The 16402-nt window shown below is 69.2% G+C and carries 14 protein-coding genes; 4 read left to right on the top strand and 10 right to left on the bottom strand.

The features are described 5' to 3' along the window. Nucleotides 1–3: 3 nt before the first annotated feature. Nucleotides 4–2163 (top strand): hypothetical protein, encoded by a 2160-nt coding sequence (locus RTL41_RS04410; protein WP_312161726.1) that lies wholly within the window; start codon nt 4–6, stop codon nt 2161–2163. On the opposite strand, the gene RTL41_RS04405 is transcribed toward RTL41_RS04410, so the two are convergent. Both RTL41_RS04405 and RTL41_RS04400 read right to left on the bottom strand, forming a co-directional pair. After that, nucleotides 2148–2678: a dihydrofolate reductase family protein gene (locus RTL41_RS04405; protein WP_312161725.1), complete on the bottom strand. Its 531-nt coding sequence runs from the start codon at nt 2676–2678 to the stop codon at nt 2148–2150. The genes RTL41_RS04410 and RTL41_RS04405 overlap by 16 nt on opposite strands. A 244-nt stretch (nt 2679–2922) precedes the next feature. After that, on the bottom strand, nt 2923–3525 hold the full coding sequence (locus RTL41_RS04400; RefSeq protein ID WP_312161724.1) for a TetR/AcrR family transcriptional regulator: 603 nt from the start codon (nt 3523–3525) through the stop codon (nt 2923–2925). Between the two features lie 127 nt (nt 3526–3652). Between RTL41_RS04400 and RTL41_RS04395 the strand changes: the two genes are divergently transcribed. Next, nucleotides 3653–4951 (top strand): cytochrome P450, encoded by a 1299-nt coding sequence (locus RTL41_RS04395; RefSeq protein WP_312161722.1) that lies wholly within the window; start codon nt 3653–3655, stop codon nt 4949–4951. A 6-nt stretch (nt 4952–4957) separates the two neighbouring features. Here the strand turns inward: RTL41_RS04395 and RTL41_RS04390 are convergent, their stop codons facing one another. Continuing rightward, nucleotides 4958–5437, bottom strand: coding sequence for a surface-adhesin E family protein (locus RTL41_RS04390; protein ID WP_312161721.1), 480 nt, complete (start codon nt 5435–5437; stop codon nt 4958–4960). Between the two features lie 163 nt (nt 5438–5600). Between RTL41_RS04390 and RTL41_RS04385 the strand changes: the two genes are divergently transcribed. Together RTL41_RS04385 and RTL41_RS04380 are read left to right on the top strand one after the other, a co-directional pair. After that, the gene (locus RTL41_RS04385) at nt 5601–6044 is read left to right on the top strand and encodes a c-type cytochrome (protein ID WP_312161719.1); all 444 of its coding nucleotides are present in this window, start codon (nt 5601–5603) and stop codon (nt 6042–6044) included. Nucleotides 6045–6100: 56 nt separating this feature from the next. After that, nucleotides 6101–6706 (top strand): peptidylprolyl isomerase, encoded by a 606-nt coding sequence (locus tag RTL41_RS04380; RefSeq protein ID WP_312161718.1) that lies wholly within the window; start codon nt 6101–6103, stop codon nt 6704–6706. Nucleotides 6707–6896: 190 nt separating this feature from the next. Here RTL41_RS04380 and RTL41_RS04375 read toward each other — a convergent pair whose 3' ends face one another. The 7 genes from RTL41_RS04375 to RTL41_RS04345 all read right to left on the bottom strand — a co-directional run bounded on the left by RTL41_RS04375 (nt 6897) and on the right by RTL41_RS04345 (nt 16357). Beyond that, nucleotides 6897–7613 carry a hypothetical protein gene (locus RTL41_RS04375; RefSeq protein ID WP_312161717.1) on the bottom strand — a complete coding sequence of 239 codons (717 nt, stop codon included), beginning with the start codon at nt 7611–7613 and terminating at the stop codon, nt 6897–6899. Nucleotides 7614–7854: 241 nt separating this feature from the next. Beyond that, a complete protein-coding gene (locus RTL41_RS04370; protein WP_312161715.1) occupies nt 7855–9348 on the bottom strand; it encodes a pentapeptide repeat-containing protein in 1494 nt (497 codons plus the stop codon). Between the two features lie 448 nt (nt 9349–9796). Continuing rightward, a complete protein-coding gene (gene metH / locus RTL41_RS04365; protein WP_312161713.1) occupies nt 9797–12460 on the bottom strand; it encodes a methionine synthase in 2664 nt (887 codons plus the stop codon). An 81-nt stretch (nt 12461–12541) separates the two neighbouring features. Then, nucleotides 12542–13606 (bottom strand): homocysteine S-methyltransferase family protein, encoded by a 1065-nt coding sequence (locus RTL41_RS04360; RefSeq protein ID WP_312161712.1) that lies wholly within the window; start codon nt 13604–13606, stop codon nt 12542–12544. Further along, complete coding sequence (gene bla, locus RTL41_RS04355) at nt 13603–14460, bottom strand: subclass B3 metallo-beta-lactamase (protein ID WP_312161710.1); 858 nt, start codon at nt 14458–14460, stop codon at nt 13603–13605. The genes RTL41_RS04360 and bla overlap by 4 nt, the downstream gene beginning before the upstream one ends. Beyond that, the gene (metF, locus tag RTL41_RS04350; RefSeq protein ID WP_312161708.1) at nt 14457–15389 is read right to left on the bottom strand and encodes a methylenetetrahydrofolate reductase [NAD(P)H]; all 933 of its coding nucleotides are present in this window, start codon (nt 15387–15389) and stop codon (nt 14457–14459) included. The genes bla and metF overlap by 4 nt, the downstream gene beginning before the upstream one ends. Next, a complete protein-coding gene (locus tag RTL41_RS04345) occupies nt 15386–16357 on the bottom strand; it encodes a metalloregulator ArsR/SmtB family transcription factor (RefSeq protein ID WP_312161707.1) in 972 nt (323 codons plus the stop codon). The genes metF and RTL41_RS04345 overlap by 4 nt, the downstream gene beginning before the upstream one ends. Nucleotides 16358–16402 lie beyond the last annotated feature (45 nt).

The raw sequence follows: 16402 nt of genomic DNA, 5'->3' as shown, positions 1-16402 counted from the left end.
CCGATGATAGGCTCCCTCCTTCAATTCTCGCTCGCCTTGGGTGGAGCTGTTGCGATCTTCCTGCTGGGCAAGCTGCTGGTCGCCGGGGGACACCGCGCCTTCGAGCCGGCGCTGGACTGGGTCCGCCCGCGGCTGGGGCGGATAGACCAAGGCCTGGCGGTGTCGGTCTCGGGGTGGCTCGGGCTCGACGAGAGGAAGGCCTGGCGCAGATGGGCTCGCCTGCTGGCCGCGCTGGTCGCGCCCGGCCTGATCGGCGCCTTGGCCCCGTGGCCGCTTGGGGTCGCCGCCCTGACGCTGGGCCTCATCGCGGTGCTGGCCGTATTCCGGCGCTGGGCCTGGGACGAGGAGGACCGCGCCCTGGGGCTCGGCGCCCAGGATCGCCGCATCCCCGGCGGGGAGGACTATGGCGACGAGGCGCTGGCCGCCCTCGCCGCGGTTTTCATGTTGAGCAGCCTTCTGGTCTGGCGCCTCACCGGCGCCCATGCCTTCGAAGGTCCGGGCGCCGAGGGGCCGGCCGGCTACCTCATCCACATCCTTTCAGAGGCGTTCGTCTCCCTGCCGATCGTCGGCAATGTCGAGCTGCTGGGCTACCAGGACCCTTCGGGCGTCCGGGCTGTGCTTCCGAACGGCGGCGCGGTGGCGTTCGCGCTGCGGATGGCCCTGGACCTGATGGTCATCGGGGGCCTGCTCAAGGCGGTCGAGATCTCCCGCCGGATCGGCCGAGGCCAGGACCTGCGCCGCGAGGAAGAGGCCCTGGCCAGCCGGGAGCTTTCGCGTGTGCTGCCCTCGATCGGGCGCGTGCGCCGCCTGGCCCTGGGGGGCGACGCCAACGCCATGAGCCTGCTTTCCGCGGTCGCCGCGCAATCTGGCCAAACCCCGCGGGCGCGCCTGTGCGCCATCCACGCCCTGCGCGAGATCGCCGGCTGGCGCCCGGAATGGGCGGCCGCCATCCTGTTGGACAACCAGCTCGCCTGCTACGCCGTGCTCAACGACCCAGCCACCGCCGAAGCCGGGTTGCTCGGCGCAGCCTACCTGGAGAGCGCCGAGATCGCGATGTCCTCGGCGCGGATCAGCCAGGATCACGTCGCCGCGAACCTGGTCGACCGCGCCGTCGCGGAGTTCGGGCACGCTCTGCGCGCGCCCGGCCTTACCCCGCTGCCCGAAGCGTTCCTGCTCGACCACCCGGAGCAGATCTCGCCGGTCGCCCACGTGGGGACCGTCCTGAGGCTCTCCAAGCTGCTGGTGACCAAGGCCGAACTCTCGCATCCGGACAGCAGGATCGACATCCTGACCGATGCGCTGCGGCATGTGGAACTCGCATTCCATCACATGCCCGAGGTCGCCCCGCCCGACCTCCGCTTTCGTGCGCGCCAATACCATGCGGAAGCCCTGGCGAGATTGGGCCAGCTCGACACGGGCTACGATGGGAGCGTCAAGCTGACCGACGCCCTGGACGCCTTCGCCGGCGCGGAAGCCCTGCTCGACGAAAATGACCTGATCCAGCGCGTCAGCCTCAGGATGGGGCGCGGGGTCGTCCACGAAATCCTCGGCGCGCGCAGCGAAGGCCCGCAGGCTCTTGGTCACTTCGCCGAGGCCGCCGAGCTGTTCGAATCCGCCGGTGCGCTCATGGCCGAGGCGCAGGCCGACAGCGGAGAGACGGCGCAATGCTTCCTCAATCTGGGCAACGCATGCCGGTTCGCCGCCGACGAAGCGGCGGAGACGCGCGCCTGGCTCGACCGGGCCTTGCAGGCCTATTCCACAGCGCTGCGGACCGTCGGAGACGGCGACTGGCCAGCCCACGAGATGGACGCCCTTGACGGACTGGCCGCCACGCATCTCGATCGCTTCAGGCATTTCGGCGAGAAGGACGACGTCCTGAAGGCGATCGGCTGCCGCCTCCGCATCCTTGAGGAGATCGATCCGCGCCAGGCGCCGGTGGAGTGGGCCTTGGCGGCCATCCAGGCCAGCCAGGCTCAGCACCTGGCGCTGCCGTTCGCGGCCTCGACCGCGGTCAGCAGGACGGCCCGCGACCGTCTCCTACAGGCGCGCGACCTGCTCGATCAGGCCGGAGAGGGCGAGGAGGCGCGCCGGTGCGACACCCTGATAGAGATCATCGAGGCCGAGATCGCCGAGCGCGACGACCCTGATCAGGCCGGAACGTAGGTCAGCCTGACCGTATCCTCGCCCAGCAGTTCGTTGGCGACGAGCCGGAGCGGCGGCCGGGGGCCGGCGAAGAACGGCTTGCCGTGGCCGAGCACGACGGGGTGGAGATAGATCCGATACTCATCGATGAGGCCAAGCTCGCCCAGGCTTCGCGCCAGGTCCGGCCCGCCGACCTCGATCTCGCCGGCCTGCTCGGCCTTCACCCGGCCGATCGCCGCCTCGACGTCGCCGCCGATGAGCGTGGCGTTGGGGCCGACCGAGGTCAGCGAGCGTGACACCACCCACTTGTGCTGGCGCCGCCACGCCGCGGCGAAGTCGCGCTCGGGCGCGTCCCATGCGCGATCGTCCTCGTCCCAGTAGCGCATGACCTCGTAGAGGCCCCGGCCATAGATGCTGCCGGTCTGCTCCTGCGCCTGTTCGATGAAGTGCCCGAACAGCGCCGGCCCCGGCGCGAACGCCATGTGGTCGACATAGCCGTCCAGGGACTGGTTCATTCCAAAGACGAGCTTCGCCATGCCGAAACCCTCCACCCAAGGGTCTTCAGGATAGAACAGGCGGCTCCGTCAGTCTCCCGGAGGACTGTCCGGTGAATTTCCCCCATGCTTCGTCATGGCCGGGCCGCCAGGTCCCGGCCATCCATAGACGCCGAGGTCCGCCGGCGATCCCAGGCGCGTATGGATCCCCGGCGCGCCTACGCGGCCGGGGATGACGATCGCAGGAGGCGGGGCGCCGCCCTTCAATCCCATCCCAAGCGGCGCCTCAACGCGGCCGCGACGAGAACTCGTCCGAGAGCAGGAACGAAAAGCCGCTCAGCACCTGTTCGACGATGAGATCGGGCGCCTCGCCGCCCGGTTCGGCGGCGGCCTGCAGCACGTCGGCGATCCCGCGCCCCAGGACCCAGCAGACCAGGGCGACCTCGTCGACGCGGACCTCCGGAACCCGCGGATCGGCCTGCACCCCGCGGCGGAACACCTTGAACGCCTCCTGCTCGGCCTGCCGGACGTCGGGGTGCGCGGCGTGCATCTCGCCCGAGCGCATCAGGGCGTGCAGATGCATGTTCTTCCGCATGAACCGCAGATAGGCGTAGGAGACCGCGTCGATCGGCCGGGGAAAACGCGCATCCCGCAGCGCCGTCTCCATGTCCGCGACCAGTTGGTGGAAGCCTTCCAGGGTGAGCGCGGCCAGCAGCGCGTCCTTGTCGGAGAAGTGGTGGTAGAGCGTCGCCACGCCCGACCCCACCCGCGCGGCGATGGTTCGCAGTTGCACGGCCTCGACGCCGCCCTCGCGCAACAGCCCGCCCGCCGCCTCCAGGGCCCGGGCGCGCGTGCTCGCGACCGATGGGGCGATCGGGGTGCGTTTCATGGCGTGCGATCCTGGGCGAGCGGCCCGCACGAGGCCAGGGCCTGAGCAGACCAGTTGCGGAACATGGTTCGGGAGGACCTTTCTTAGCGCAAATCACTGCGAAAGCACGACGGTGGAGGAAACAGCCATGGCCGACGGTATGGTAGACGCCCTGAGCGAAAAGCGCGCCCTGGGACGCCAGCGCGCCTACGAGGTTCCCATCGAGGAGCTGAATCCGGCCAGGGCCTCGGCCTTCCGGGACGACGCGCACTGGGCCTATTTCGAGCGGCTGCGGGCCGAGGACCCGGTCCACTACACGCCCGACAGCAACTACGGGCCCTTCTGGTCGATCACCAAGTTCAACGACATCGTGGCGGTGGACTCCAACCACGAGGTGTTCTCCTCGGCCAGCGGCATCGCCCTGGTCCCGAAGCTGAGCGCCCTGCCGCCCGAGGCCCAGTTGCGGCTGGCCCGCCAGGGCGCGCCCAGCTTCATCGGCATGGACTCGCCCGAACACGACGTGCAGCGTAAGACCGTCAGCCCCGCCGTCGCGCCGGCCCGGCTGCACGAGATGGGGCCGCAGATCCGCGAGCGCGCGGGCCTGATCCTCGACTCCCTCCCTGTCGGCGAGCCCTTCGACTGGGTCGACCTGGTGTCGAAGGAGCTCACCACCATGACGCTCGCGACCCTGTTCGACTTCCCGTTCGAGGAGCGCCGCAAGCTCACCTTCTGGTCGGACGTCATGACCACGGCACCGGGGCACGGCCCGGTCGCCACCTACCAGGAACAGCGCGACGCCCTGGTCGACTGCCGCGACTACTTCATCCGGCTGTGGAACGAGCGGGTGAACGCCCCGCCGCGGGGCGACCTGATCTCGCTGCTGGCGCACGGCGAGGCGACCCGCGGCTGCACGATGGACGAGTTCTTCTCGAACGTGACGCTGCTGATCATCGGCGGCAACGACACCACCCGCAACACCATCTCCGGCTCGATCCTGGCCCTGAACCGCAACCCCGACCAGTACGACAAGCTGCGCGCCGACCCGGCCCTGATCCCCTCGATGGTTTCCGAGACCATCCGCTGGCAGACGCCGCTCGCCCACATGTCGCGCGTGGCGCTGCGCGACTTCGAGTTCCAGGGCAAGCAGATCAAGGCCGGGGACAAGGTGGTCATGTGGTACGTCTCGGGCAACCGCGACGAGGAGGTGATCGAGAACCCGAACGCCTACATCATCGACCGCCCCCGCGCGCGCCATCACGTATCGTTCGGCTTCGGCATCCACCGCTGCGTCGGCAACCGCCTGGCCGAGCTGCAGCTCACCATCATCTGGGAAGAGATCCTCAAGCGCTTCCCGGAGGTCCGCGTGCTGGAGGAGCCCCGGCGCAGCTACTCGATCTTCGTGAAGGGCTACGAGACCATGAAGGTGCTGATCCCCTCGCGGCGCTGAGGCGCCCTAGCGCGGCCCCGCCGTCAGCGCCTCGCGGACCACGGTCTGGAAGTCGAACACCGACATCTGCCGCCCGGCGATGCGCTGCGGCGCGCCCGCGCAGACCTTCTGCATCAGGTCGAAGCGCTCGTCCCCGGCGGCGACGTCCTGCCACTCGCCGGGCGTCTCCACCGCCCGCAGCGTCGCGCCCTCGGGCGAGACGAAGCGGCGGGCCATGTCGCGGGTCCGCCGCAGCGCGCAGGAGAACTCGCGATAGGTGGCGATCATGCTGGCCCCGTCCATCGGATGGGCGACGATCTGGTAGACCCAGGCCTGGGCCATCGCCCCCTCGCGCCGCACGCTGCCGACGTCGTAGACCAGGGCGCTCTGGCCCTTCTTGAAGCTGACCGCCTCGAACGGCGCGGCCTGCGCCCCGCCGGCCGGCAGGGCCGCGCCCCACGCCACGCCCAAGGCGGCGAGCGCCGCCGTGCGATACAAAGCCCTCATGCCACGGCCCTCCGAGCGAGCGTGGTCCCGCAGCGCCCGGGCCGAACCCGTGCGCGACCGGGACAGTTAACGTGCGTCCTGCCCGGTTGGTTCACGATCGGCGCCACGCCGATTTGACGCCCGTCTAGGCGCGCGCCCGCGACGCGCCCTAGACTGCGCAGCGATGCTCCGCCTCTTCCTCCCGCTCGCCCTGACGCTGGCCGCCTGCAGCCCGGCCGACCCGCCGGCCCAAGCCCATGCCCAGGCCCAGGCCCAGGCGCGCCTCACCGTCTGGCCGCAGCCCGGCAACATGCCGGCCTTCGGCGACGAGGCCCAGCTTGGCCCCTCGGAGATCGCCGACCTCACCGAATACGTCCTGGCCCTGGCCGGCGCCCCGCGCGACCCGGCCGCCATCGTCCGCGCCGTGCCGCTCTACCAGGCCCATTGCGCGTCCTGCCACGGCCTCGGCGGCGAGGGCGCGGAGATGCTCGGCGCCCCCGACCTCACCCGCGGCCAGTTCCGCTATGCGACCGACGCCCAGGACATCCAGATGCAGATCTGGCACGGCTCCGACGGCCGCGGCCCCAAGCGCCAGGCCGCCCGCACGCCCTCCCGTCCAAAGGGCTGATCGCCGCCGAATTCCCTGCTATGGGCGAGGCCCACGCCCCCGCCGGAGAGCCCGAGATGGACGCCTTCAACCGACGCCGCCTGATCGCCGCCGGCGGCCTGGTCCTCGCCGCGCCGCGCGCCGCCCTGGCCGCCCCGGCCAAGCCGCGGGTGGTCATCCGGACGCCCCGCGGCGCCATCGTCGTCGAGCTGGAGCCCCGCCGCGCCCCGCTCACCACCGCCAACTTCCTGCGCTATGTCGACGCCCAGTCCTATGACGGCGGGACCTTCTTCCGCGCCGCCCGCACCCCCGGCGTTCCCAAGGACGGCACCATCGTCGGCGCCCCGGACGCCAAGGTCCGCCCCTTCCCGCCGATCGCCCACGAGAGCACGACCAAGACCGGGCTCAAGCACCTCAACGGCACGATCTCGCTCGGCCGCTTCGCCACCGGCACGGCGACCAGCAACTTCTTCATCTGCGTCGGCGACCAGCCCTATCTCGACGCCAATCCCAAGACGCCGGGCGACAATCTCGGCTACGCCGCCTTCGGCCAGGTGGTCCAGGGCATGGGCGTGGTCGAGAAGATCCTCTCCCTGCCCACCAACGGCGAGACCAAGTTCAAGGACCAGCGCGGCCAGTGGCTCAAGCCCCCGGTCCCCATCCTCACCATGCGCCGCGCCTGACGGCCAAAACGTCCCCTCGCCGCCCCCCAGCGTCATCCCGGTTTCGGCTGCAAGCCGAAGACCGGGACCCATTCGCGCCGACTCTTCAGGACTGAGCGCCGCCGCCGCATCCGGCGCGATCCGGCGCGATCCGGCGTTCAAGGGCCCGGTCTTGCTCCGCCAACCCGGATGACAGCCCGGGGCGCCGCGCCTACCCCAACTCCCGCCAGCCCCCGCCGCGCGCCTCCACGAAGTCCACCACCTCGATCGCGAACGGCCGCGGCTCGCCGTTCTCGTCCAGGTCCCGCTCCCGCTCCGGCGCCGGCCCCAGCATCCGCCGCAGGCCGTATTTCTTCGGCTCGCTCAGCGCCAGCCGCCAGCGGAGCTGCTGCACCCGCAGCCGGTCGCCGCGCACGCTGTCCTCGGTCGCCTCCATGGCGATCTCGTGGGCCAGGTCGAAATAGAGGTCGGCGGCGATCTCCTTGGCGCGCAGGTACATTTCGCGAAAGCCGTCGTCGCGCCGCGCCCAGCCATAGATCGAGCCGGCGCACGGCATGTCCGGGTCGGCCGACAGCGCCAGCACCGTCTCGCCCCCGGCGATGCGCAGGCAGATCTCCTCGGCCAGCTCCGGAGTCAGGATCGAGACGCTGCCCCCGCGCCGCCGCTTGGGCGAGGCCTGGGCCATCATCTTGCGCCAGAGCTTGCCCGTGCCCGGCCTCAGGTCGGCCTCCCGGTCGGCCGCGATCTGCCGCGCCCGCCCCTCCAGCTTGGCGGTCTCGAACGCCGCCCCGAACTCAGGCTCGCGCAGCGCCCAGTCGCGGAACGTCCGCCGCGACGGCATCCCCGGCTCGCGCGCCAGCGCATGCTGGCTCTCCCCCGCCGCCACCCGCGCGCAGATCTCCCGTCCCAGCTCGGGCGTATAGCGCACGCACGCCCGAACCCTGGCCCGCCCAGGCCCCGGCAATGACGAAGGCATCACGCCCCCACGACAGCAAATGAGAAGGCTTCAGTGTCTCACAGCGGCGGCGAAACGCAAGAACAAAATAGGAACAACTACCCGTCGAATTGTCCGTGGCGCTGCCCCCGAATGCGCACACCAGTTCGGCGAAGAAATGCTCTAAACTTGAGGAGCTTAGCGCAAATCCCGTCCAATCAGATCGCATTTTGCGCTAGACGATCGCCAGCGTCCGGTCATCCGGCCGCCGGCCTTCCCAGATCTTGTCCTCAGCCTGCGTCTCGGCTCTTGCGGCGCGCATCCGCGCGCTGATGGACGTCAGGGTCTCAAGAGCGAGCGATGCGGACCGGCTGGCGGCGGAGGCCCCAGGAGGCGCCAAATCCGCAAGCGACGATGTAGCCGCCTCAGCCCCAGAAACGCCGGCGGCCAGAGCATCATCGGACGTCAATTTCGAGCCAGCTCGCTCAGCGCCCAGCAGAGGCGAACTGACCCCGCGCAGCGACGCGAAATGGGAGAACTGCTCGAAGCTCCATTCCCCGACGCCAGGCGTCCCCGCGAGAGACGCTGCGCTGCCCCCCTGCGCCCAGATCCTCACCGTGGCGCCAGCAAAGGAGGCCGCGCTCGTGTCCCAGTCGATGACCCGGACGGAATCCAGATTGGCCCCATCGAACTTCGTGCCCGTCATCGACGGGCCAGCGCCCACGACGTCCCGATGATCCGGCATCGTCCAAGTTGTCGGGGCGCCGGTGAAGATGGAGCCGGAGAAGTCGAAGCCGCTGAAGTCGATGCCGTCGAGATTGACGTTATTGAAGCTCGCCGCCTTCGCCTCGCGCACGACGCCCGTCAGATCGGCGACGCTCAGGTTGGTCGCGCCAAAGCTGACGCCGCTCAATGAACTGCCGGCGAACTTCGTCTGGTTCAGAGTCGTGGATGTAACGGCGATGTTCTTGATGGCGAGATTGGTGAGCGCAGCTCCGCTCAGGTCGCTCTCCGAGAAGCTGAGGCTGCGCCCGGAGGCGCCGTCGAACGTCGCGCCGTAGAGGTTCGACGCGCGGAAACCTGCAACGTCGGCTGTCAGATTGGAGAAGTCGGCCCCAACGGCCGAGGTCTCCTTGAAGGTGACGCCCTGCAGATAGGCGTCCCGGAAGCTGGCCCCGTCGAGCTTGACCGCGTTGGCGACAAGCCTGCGATCCATGTCCCAGATCGCGATGTCCTGCTTGTCTTCCTTGCCGATGAAGGCGCGGTCGAATTTTGCGTTCGAAAAGTCCGCCCCGTCGAACGTGGTGCTCACCAGGGTCGCATCTGCAAGGTTCGCACCTTTCGCCGACACGTTGTCGAGCCTGACCCCCTTCAGGGTCGCCCCCGAAAGGTCGGCCCCGTCGAGGTTGGCGCCGCGCAGATCCAGGCCGGACAGATCAAGGCCCGAAAGGTTCGCGCCGCTGAGGTCCGCGCCGCGCAGATCAACGCTCCTGAGATCGACGCCGCGGAGGTCCTTCCCCTTGAAATCGACGGCGCTGGGCACGGCGCCCTGCTCGGCCACGAGCGCAGCCATCGTCTCCTCGGCGATAGCCGCGCCGGTCGGCAGGAACGGTGCGGAGGCGAGCTGACTTGCCGGCGCAGGCGTCTTCCCCCCTTCGGTCGAGGTCCGAAGCTCGGACGGCGGCGGGGCGATGGGCGCCAGCGCCGCGGGACCTAAGGCCATGGTCATGAGGTTATCCCCCGTTCTTCGGGACTCTCTGGCCTTGCGTTTTGCAGGACCGCCTAACGCCAGGTTGCACCCCGCCCCTTTAACAACTGCTAAATATCACAATCAAAGCGAGCGCGTGCCGCATCACACAACCCGACAGGCAGGCACATGCAGCGCGCGGCCGGACACGGCGCCTGATGCAGACCTGCTCGGCCAGTTGCGGGGTCAGCATCGAGACGCCGCCGGCGCCGTGCGCGCGCCTCAACGCCAGTAGAAGAACGGCCGTTTCGGATCGGCCCGCCGCGCCGCTCCCCAGCGACGATGAGACCTGGAGTTCACCGTCCTCCAGCCACTCGCCGAGCACCCGCTTGCCGCGATAGACCCCTCTCCATCTCACGCCGCAGAGGTCCGCCGGTCGCCCCGCCACGCGGCTCCGCACCCGTCGTGCCATCGGGGGGCATCGTGAAGCTTAGACCGGCTCGTAATTCAAAATCGGAGCCAGCCAGCGCTCCGCCGTCTTCAGCTCCCAGCCCTTCCGGCGCGCATAGTCCTCGACCTGGTCCTTCTCGATCCGGCCGACGCCGAAATAGTGCGCTTCGGGGTGGGCGAAGTAGAGCCCTGAGACCGACGCCGGCGGGTTCATGGCGAAGCTTTCGGTCAGCTCCATGCCGGTGGCGGCCTGCGCGTCGAGAATCTTGAACAGCGTCGCCTTTTCGGTGTGGTCGGGCTGGGCGGGGTAGCCGGGGGCCGGGCGCACGCCGCGGTACTGCTCGGCGACCAGGGCGTCGATGTCGAACGGCTCGTCGGGGGCGTAGCCCCAGAGCTCGGTGCGGACCTTGCGGTGCATGGCCTCGGCGAAGGCTTCGGCCAGCCGGTCGGCCAGGGCGGTGGCGAGGATAGCCGAATAGTCGTCGCCGGCCTCCTTGAAGCGCTGGGCGACCTCGATCTCGCCGTGGCCGGCGGTGACCGCGAAGCCGCCGACCCAGTCGGCCGGGCCGCCGAGCGGGGCCACGAAGTCGGCCAGGGCGACATTGGCCCGGCCGCCGTCGTCGCGGCTCTTGTCCTTGGGCATCTGCTGGCGAAGGCTGTGCAGGCGGGTCAGCTCGGTGGCGCGGTCCTCACCCGTATAGAGCACGATGTCGTCGCCGTCGGCGGCGGCCGGCCAGAAGCCGACCACGCCGCGGGCCTCGAACCACTTCTCCTCGATGATCTTGGCCAGCATGGCTTGCGCGTCGCGATAGAGGTCGCGGGCCGCCGCGCCGACCACGTCGTCGTCGAGGATCTGCGGGAAGCGGCCGACCAGCTCCCAGGAGGCGAAGAACGGCGACCAGTCGATGTGGCGTGCCAGTTCGGCCAGGTCGTAGGCGACGAAGCTGCGCGTGCCCAGGAAGCTCGGCCGCGGCGGGACGTAGGCCTCGAAGTCGGCCCGATAAGCGTTCTCCCGCGCCTCGGCCAGGGTGGCGCGGGCGCGGTTCCCCTGCCCTCTCGCGTAGCTCTCGCGGACCTTGGCGTATTCGGTCCGGGTCTGGGCCTGGATGCGGTCCTTCTCGCCGGGCGAGAGCAGGCCCGAGACCACCCCGACCGCGCGGCTGGCGTCGAGCACATAGGTGGTGGAGCCGGCCTTGTAGGCGGGCTCGATCTTGACCGCGGTGTGGGTCTTCGACGTGGTGGCGCCGCCGATCAGCAGCGGGATGGTGAAGCCGCGGCGCTCCATCTCGCCGGCCACATAGACCATCTCGTCGAGGCTGGGGGTGATCAGGCCCGAGAGGCCGACGATGTCGACATCGTGGGCCTTGGCCTCGTCCAGGATGCGGTCGGCCGGGACCATGACGCCCAGGTCGATGACCTCGTAGTTGTTGCACTGCAGGACCACGCCGACGATGTTCTTGCCGATGTCGTGGACGTCGCCCTTGACGGTGGCCATCAGGATCTTGCCGGCCGCCTGGCGGGGCTGGCCCTCCTTCTCGGCCTCCATGAACGGCATCAGGTAGGCGACGGCCTGCTTCATCACCCGGGCCGACTTGACCACCTGGGGCAGGAACATCTTGCCCGAGCCGAACAGGTCGCCGACCACGTTCATGCCGTCCATCAGCGGGCCTTCGATGACGTGCAGCGGGCGCTCGGCGGCCTGGCGGGCTTCCTCGGTGTCGGCGTCGATATAGTCGGTGATGCCGTGGACCAGGGCGTGGGCCAGGCGCGAGCCGACGCTGGCCTGGCGCCAGGCGAGGTCGACCACCCTGGCCTCGCCCTTCTGGCCCTTGTACTTGGGCGCCAGGTCGACCAGCCGCTCGGTGTTGGAGACGTTGGTGCGCTGGGGGCGGTTGAGGATCACGTCCTCGACGGCCTCGCGCAGCTCGGCGTCGATGTCGTCATAGACCGGCAGGTCGCCGGCGTTGACGATGCCCATGTCCATGCCCGCGGCGATGGCGTGGTAGAGGAAGACCGAGTGGATCGCCCGGCGGACCGGCTCGTTGCCGCGGAAGCTGAACGAGACGTTGGAGACCCCGCCCGAGACGCGGGCGTGGGGCAGGTTCTGCTTGATGCGCCGCGTGCCCTCGATGAAGTCGACGGCGTAGTTGTCGTGCTCCTCGATGCCGGTGGCGACGGCGAAGATGTTGGGGTCGAAGATGATGTCTTCGGGCGGGAAACCGACCTGGTCGACCAGGATGCGGTAGGCGCGCTCGCAGATCTCGTACTTGCGGTCGGCGGTGTCGGCCTGGCCGATCTCGTCGAAGGCCATGACCACCACGGCCGCGCCGTAGCGCAGACAGGCCTTGGCCTGCTCGATGAACTTGGCCTCGCCTTCCTTCATCGAGATGGAGTTGACGATGCACTTGCCCTGGACGCACTTCAGGCCCGCCTCGATCACCTCCCACTTCGAGGAGTCGACCATGATCGGCACGCGTGCAATGTCGGGCTCCGCCGCCAATAGGTTGAGGAAGGTCTTCATGGCCTGGACCGAGTCCAGCAGACCTTCATCCATATTTATGTCGATGACCTGCGCGCCGGCCTCGACCTGCTGGCGCGCGACGCTGAGCGCGGCGGCGTAGTCGCCCTCGACGATCAGCTTCTTGAACTTGGCCGAGCCGGTGACGTTGGTCCGTTCGCCGACATTGATGAAGACAGGTCGCATCGCAAATTCCCCGCCGAAGCGGGGACCCAAGCTGAATCAGGTTTGGCCGAAGCCGGGAAGTAGCACAGTCCGCGCGCGGACCTAGGCGAGCTCGAACGGTTCGAGGCCGGCGAGCCGCATCGCCCTGGGCCGCTCGGGCGGCTGGCGGGGCGTCAGGCCGGCGACGGCCTCGGCGACGTGCCTGATGTGGTCGGGCGTGGTGCCGCAGCAGCCGCCCAGGATGTTGACCAAGCCCTGCTCGGCCCATTCGTGCAGTTGATGGCCGGTCTGGTGCGGCTGCTCGTCGTATTCGCCCATGGCGTTGGGCAGGCCCGCGTTCGGATAGGCCGAGACCAGGGTGTCTGCGACGCGTGCCAGCTCGGCGATGTGCGGCCGCATCAGGTCCGCGCCCAGCGCGCAGTTCAGGCCGATGGCGAACGGCTTGGCGTGCTTCACCGAGTTCCAGAACGCCTCGACCGTCTGGCCCGACAGGGTGCGGCCCGAGCGGTCGGTGATGGTGCCGGAGATCCAGATCGGCAGCGGCTCATAGCCCTCGTCCTCGAGGTCGAGGATCGCCTTGATCGCGGCCTTGCAGTTGAGCGTGTCGGTGATGGTCTCGATCAGGTACATGTCCACGCCGCCGTCGTGCAGCGCGATCATCTGCTCGCGATAGGCTTGGTAGACTTCGTCGAAGGTGACGAGGCGCGCGCCCGGATCGTTTACGTCCGACGACATCGACAGCATCTTGGGCAGCGGTCCGATCGAGCCGGCGACGAAGCGCGGCTTCCCCGGTTCCTTGGCGCTCCAGGCGTCGGCGCGCTCGCGGGCGATCTTCGCGCCCTGGAAGTTGATGTCGTAGACCGCCTCGCCGCACTCGTACTCGGCCTGGGCGATGGTGGTCGCCGAGAAGGTGTTGGTCTCGGAGATGTCGGCGCCGGCGGCGTAATACTGGTCGTGCAGGTCGCCGATGATGTCCGGCCGCGTGATGCAGAGCAGGTCGTTGTTGCCCTTGAGCTCCAGCCTGTGGCCGGCGAAACGCTCGCCGCGATAATCGGCCTCGTCGAGGCCGCGCTTCTGGATCATCACCCCCCACGAGCCGTCGAGGATGAGGATGCGCTCCTTCGCGATCTGCTTGAGCGCGGCGATACGGTCCTGACGTGCGGTCATCGTGCAGCCTCCTGCTGCTTGGCGAGCGCCTTGTTGAAGTCGCGTTCCGAGCTGGCGACGGCCGCCGCCAGTTCGCTCGGGTCGACGAAGGGATTGGGGCCGGTCCCCAGCCTGGCCCGCTTGTCGGCCAGCCTGAAGCTCTCGGCGTGGGGCGCCAGGAAGACGTCGGCCTTCATGGCCTTCAGCTTGGCGAAGGTCGCCAGATAGTCGCCCACGATGCCCGGGTACTGCGGGCCCTTGTCCTTGGAGACCAGGCGGTTCAGCGCCACGCTGGTGCTGCAGTGGTAGATGACCTGGCGCACCTTGCCGTCCACCTTCAGCGGGAAGGTCCAAGTGGTGCAGCCGGCGCTGTGGCCCGGGGTCAGGTGGGCGGTCAGGGTCACGCCGCCGAGTTCGACCTTGTCGCCGTCCTTCAGCACCCGATCGACCTTCACCGGCGCGAAGTCGAGGTGCTTGCGGTCTTCCCAGCCTGGATAGGTCCCGGTCTCCAGCGCGGCCTTGTCGCCGGCCGAGGCGAACATCTTCGCGCCGGTGTCGGCCTTCAGCTCGGCCAGGCCGCCGGAGTGATCGAAATGCGCATGGCTGTTGAGCAGGATCTTCACGTCGGCCGGCTTGAAGCCCAGCGCCGCAATGTTCGCCTTGATGCCCTTGGCCGCGACGGGCACGGCGCCGTCGATCAGGATATGGCCCTTGGGCGTGGTGATCAGCAGCGAGGTCAGCCCGGCCGTCCCGACATAGTAGAGGTTGTCGGCGATGCGGAACGGCTGCATCGGCTGGGCCCAGTTGGCCGGGTCGGCCGCCATCGTCGGCCCCGCCACGGCCGCCAGGGCCAGGACTGCGCTCAGGACCCTCACGCCGCCACCTCGCTCGGCGCGGTCGGCGTCTCCCGCACGCCCAACACCCGGCAGATCGCATAGACCAGGTCGGCCCGGTTGAGGGTGTAGAAGTGGAAGTCGGAATAGCCTTCCTCGGCCAGCCGCACGCACATTTCCGAAGCCACCGAGGCGGCGATCAGCTTGCGGGTCTCGGGGTCCTTGTCGAGGCCCTCGAACAGGTTGCCCAGCCACGCCGGCAGCGGAATGCCCACCGGCCCGGCCATCTTCTTGAGGCCCTTGTAGTTCGACACCGGCATGATCCCCGGCGACACCGGGATGTTCACGCCCGCCTTGCGCAGCTTGTCCATGAAGAACAGGTAGGCGTCGATGTCGTAGAAGAACTGGGTGATCGCCCGGGTCGCCCCGGCGTCGACCTTGGCCTTCAGCACGTCGATGTCGTGATCGATCGACGGGCTTTCCGGGTGGATCTGCGGATAGAGGCTGACGCTGACCTCGAACGGCGCGACAGCCTTGATGCCGGCGGTCAGTTCGGTGGCGTTGAGATAGCCGTCGGCGCGCGGGACATAGACCCCGCCGATATTGCCGGGCGGGTCGCCGCGCAGGGCGACGATGTGGCGGATGCCGGCGTCCCAATAGGCCTGGACCACCTCGTCGACCTCGGCCTTCGAGGCCTCCACGCAGGTCAGGTGAGCGGCAGGTTTTAGGGTCGTCTCCTTCAGCATCCTGACGACCGTGCGGTGGGTGCGGTCGCGGGTCGAGCCGCCGGCGCCGTAGGTCACCGAGACGAACGACGGATTCAGCGGCTCCAGCCGGCGGATCGCCTCCCACAGGCTCTCTTCGGCCTCGGGCGTCTTGGGGGGCGAGAACTCGAACGACACAGACGGGCGGCGCGCGTTTCCGGCGGCCGCACGGGCGACAGGTCCGAGCGCGGTTTCATGAGGGCTCATGCGGCGCTCCTTTGAGGCATGCGGCCGCGCTCGGCGACCCAGATTTTCACGGTCAGGCCTTCAGCCCGGGCGGGCGGCAAGGCGGTGACGCGGATGTTGGAAAGGCCCGCCTCGCCCAGCCAGCGGGCCATTTCCGGCTCGGCGAAGCCGAGGCGGCGGTGCTGGTGCTGCTCGCGCAGGAACTCCAGGGCGTGCGGGGCGAAGTCGACGATCAGCAGGCGTCCGCCCTCGGCCACCAGGCGCGCGGCCTCGCGCACGGCGGCGGCCGGGTCGGCCAGGTAGTGCAGGACCTGATGGACCACGACCAGGTCGGCGCTGCCCCCCGGCAGACGGGTGCCGAAGATGTCGCCGTGGCGCAGCTCGAACCCTTCCAATCCCGCCTCGGCGACGTGATTGCGGGCGATGTTCAGCATCTGCTGCGAGAGGTCGAGGCCAATGGCCGCCTCGGCGTGGGGGCCCAGCAGGGTCAGCATGCGGCCTGTGCCCGAGCCGAGATCCACCAGCCGCCTGAACGGCCCGGGGCCGGTGGCGGCCAGGATCGCCTCCTCCACCGCGGTCTCCGACACGTAGAGCGAACGGATCTCGTCCCAGCGCGCGGCGTTGCGGGCGAAATACTCACCGGCTTCGGCCGAGCGCTCGCCGCGCACCGCCTGTAGCCGCTCGGCGTCACGGGCGATGATCTCGTCGGAGGGATCGACGAGCTGCAACGTCTGGTCGGTCAGATGGCGCGCGTCGCCGCTGGTCACCAGCCGGTAGAAGACCCAGGCGCCGTCCGGAAACCGCTCCACCAGGCCAGCCTCGGCCAGCAGTTTCAGGTGGCGGGAGACCCGCGGCTGGCTCTGGTCCAGGACCCGGCAGAGTTCCAGCACCGCCAGCTCTTCGACGGACAGCAAGGCGAGGATGCGCAGGCGCGTCGGCTCCCCCGCCGCACGCAAGATATCCACCGCCTGACTCGTCGAGAGCGCCATAGGCGCATAAAGATATCTTTATGTCTTTATGTCAAGTTGTGCGGG

This window comes from Phenylobacterium sp. (assembly GCF_031984885.1).
In the GTDB taxonomy this organism is placed as follows: Bacteria; Pseudomonadota; Alphaproteobacteria; order Caulobacterales; family Caulobacteraceae; genus Phenylobacterium.
This window is presented reverse-complemented; position numbering and strand designations above follow the sequence as displayed.

What these genes read in the sequence shown, in the direction of transcription:
- RTL41_RS04395 (WP_312161722.1), top strand. Translation starts at nt 3,653, where the DNA reads ATGGCCGACGGTATGGTAGACGCCCTGAGCGAAAAGCGCGCCCTGGGA.
- RTL41_RS04400 (WP_312161724.1), bottom strand. Translation starts at nt 3,525, where the DNA reads ATGAAACGCACCCCGATCGCCCCATCGGTCGCGAGCACGCGCGCCCGG.
- metF (WP_312161708.1), bottom strand. Translation starts at nt 15,389, where the DNA reads ATGAGCCCTCATGAAACCGCGCTCGGACCTGTCGCCCGTGCGGCCGCC.
- RTL41_RS04380 (WP_312161718.1), top strand. Translation starts at nt 6,101, where the DNA reads ATGGACGCCTTCAACCGACGCCGCCTGATCGCCGCCGGCGGCCTGGTC.
- RTL41_RS04360 (WP_312161712.1), bottom strand. Translation starts at nt 13,606, where the DNA reads ATGACCGCACGTCAGGACCGTATCGCCGCGCTCAAGCAGATCGCGAAG.
- RTL41_RS04385 (WP_312161719.1), top strand. Translation starts at nt 5,601, where the DNA reads ATGCTCCGCCTCTTCCTCCCGCTCGCCCTGACGCTGGCCGCCTGCAGC.
- RTL41_RS04390 (WP_312161721.1), bottom strand. Translation starts at nt 5,437, where the DNA reads ATGAGGGCTTTGTATCGCACGGCGGCGCTCGCCGCCTTGGGCGTGGCG.
- RTL41_RS04410 (WP_312161726.1), top strand. Translation starts at nt 4, where the DNA reads ATGATAGGCTCCCTCCTTCAATTCTCGCTCGCCTTGGGTGGAGCTGTT.
- metH (WP_312161713.1), bottom strand. Translation starts at nt 12,460, where the DNA reads ATGCGACCTGTCTTCATCAATGTCGGCGAACGGACCAACGTCACCGGC.
- RTL41_RS04345 (WP_312161707.1), bottom strand. Translation starts at nt 16,357, where the DNA reads ATGGCGCTCTCGACGAGTCAGGCGGTGGATATCTTGCGTGCGGCGGGG.
- RTL41_RS04405 (WP_312161725.1), bottom strand. Translation starts at nt 2,678, where the DNA reads ATGGCGAAGCTCGTCTTTGGAATGAACCAGTCCCTGGACGGCTATGTC.
- RTL41_RS04370 (WP_312161715.1), bottom strand. Translation starts at nt 9,348, where the DNA reads ATGACCATGGCCTTAGGTCCCGCGGCGCTGGCGCCCATCGCCCCGCCG.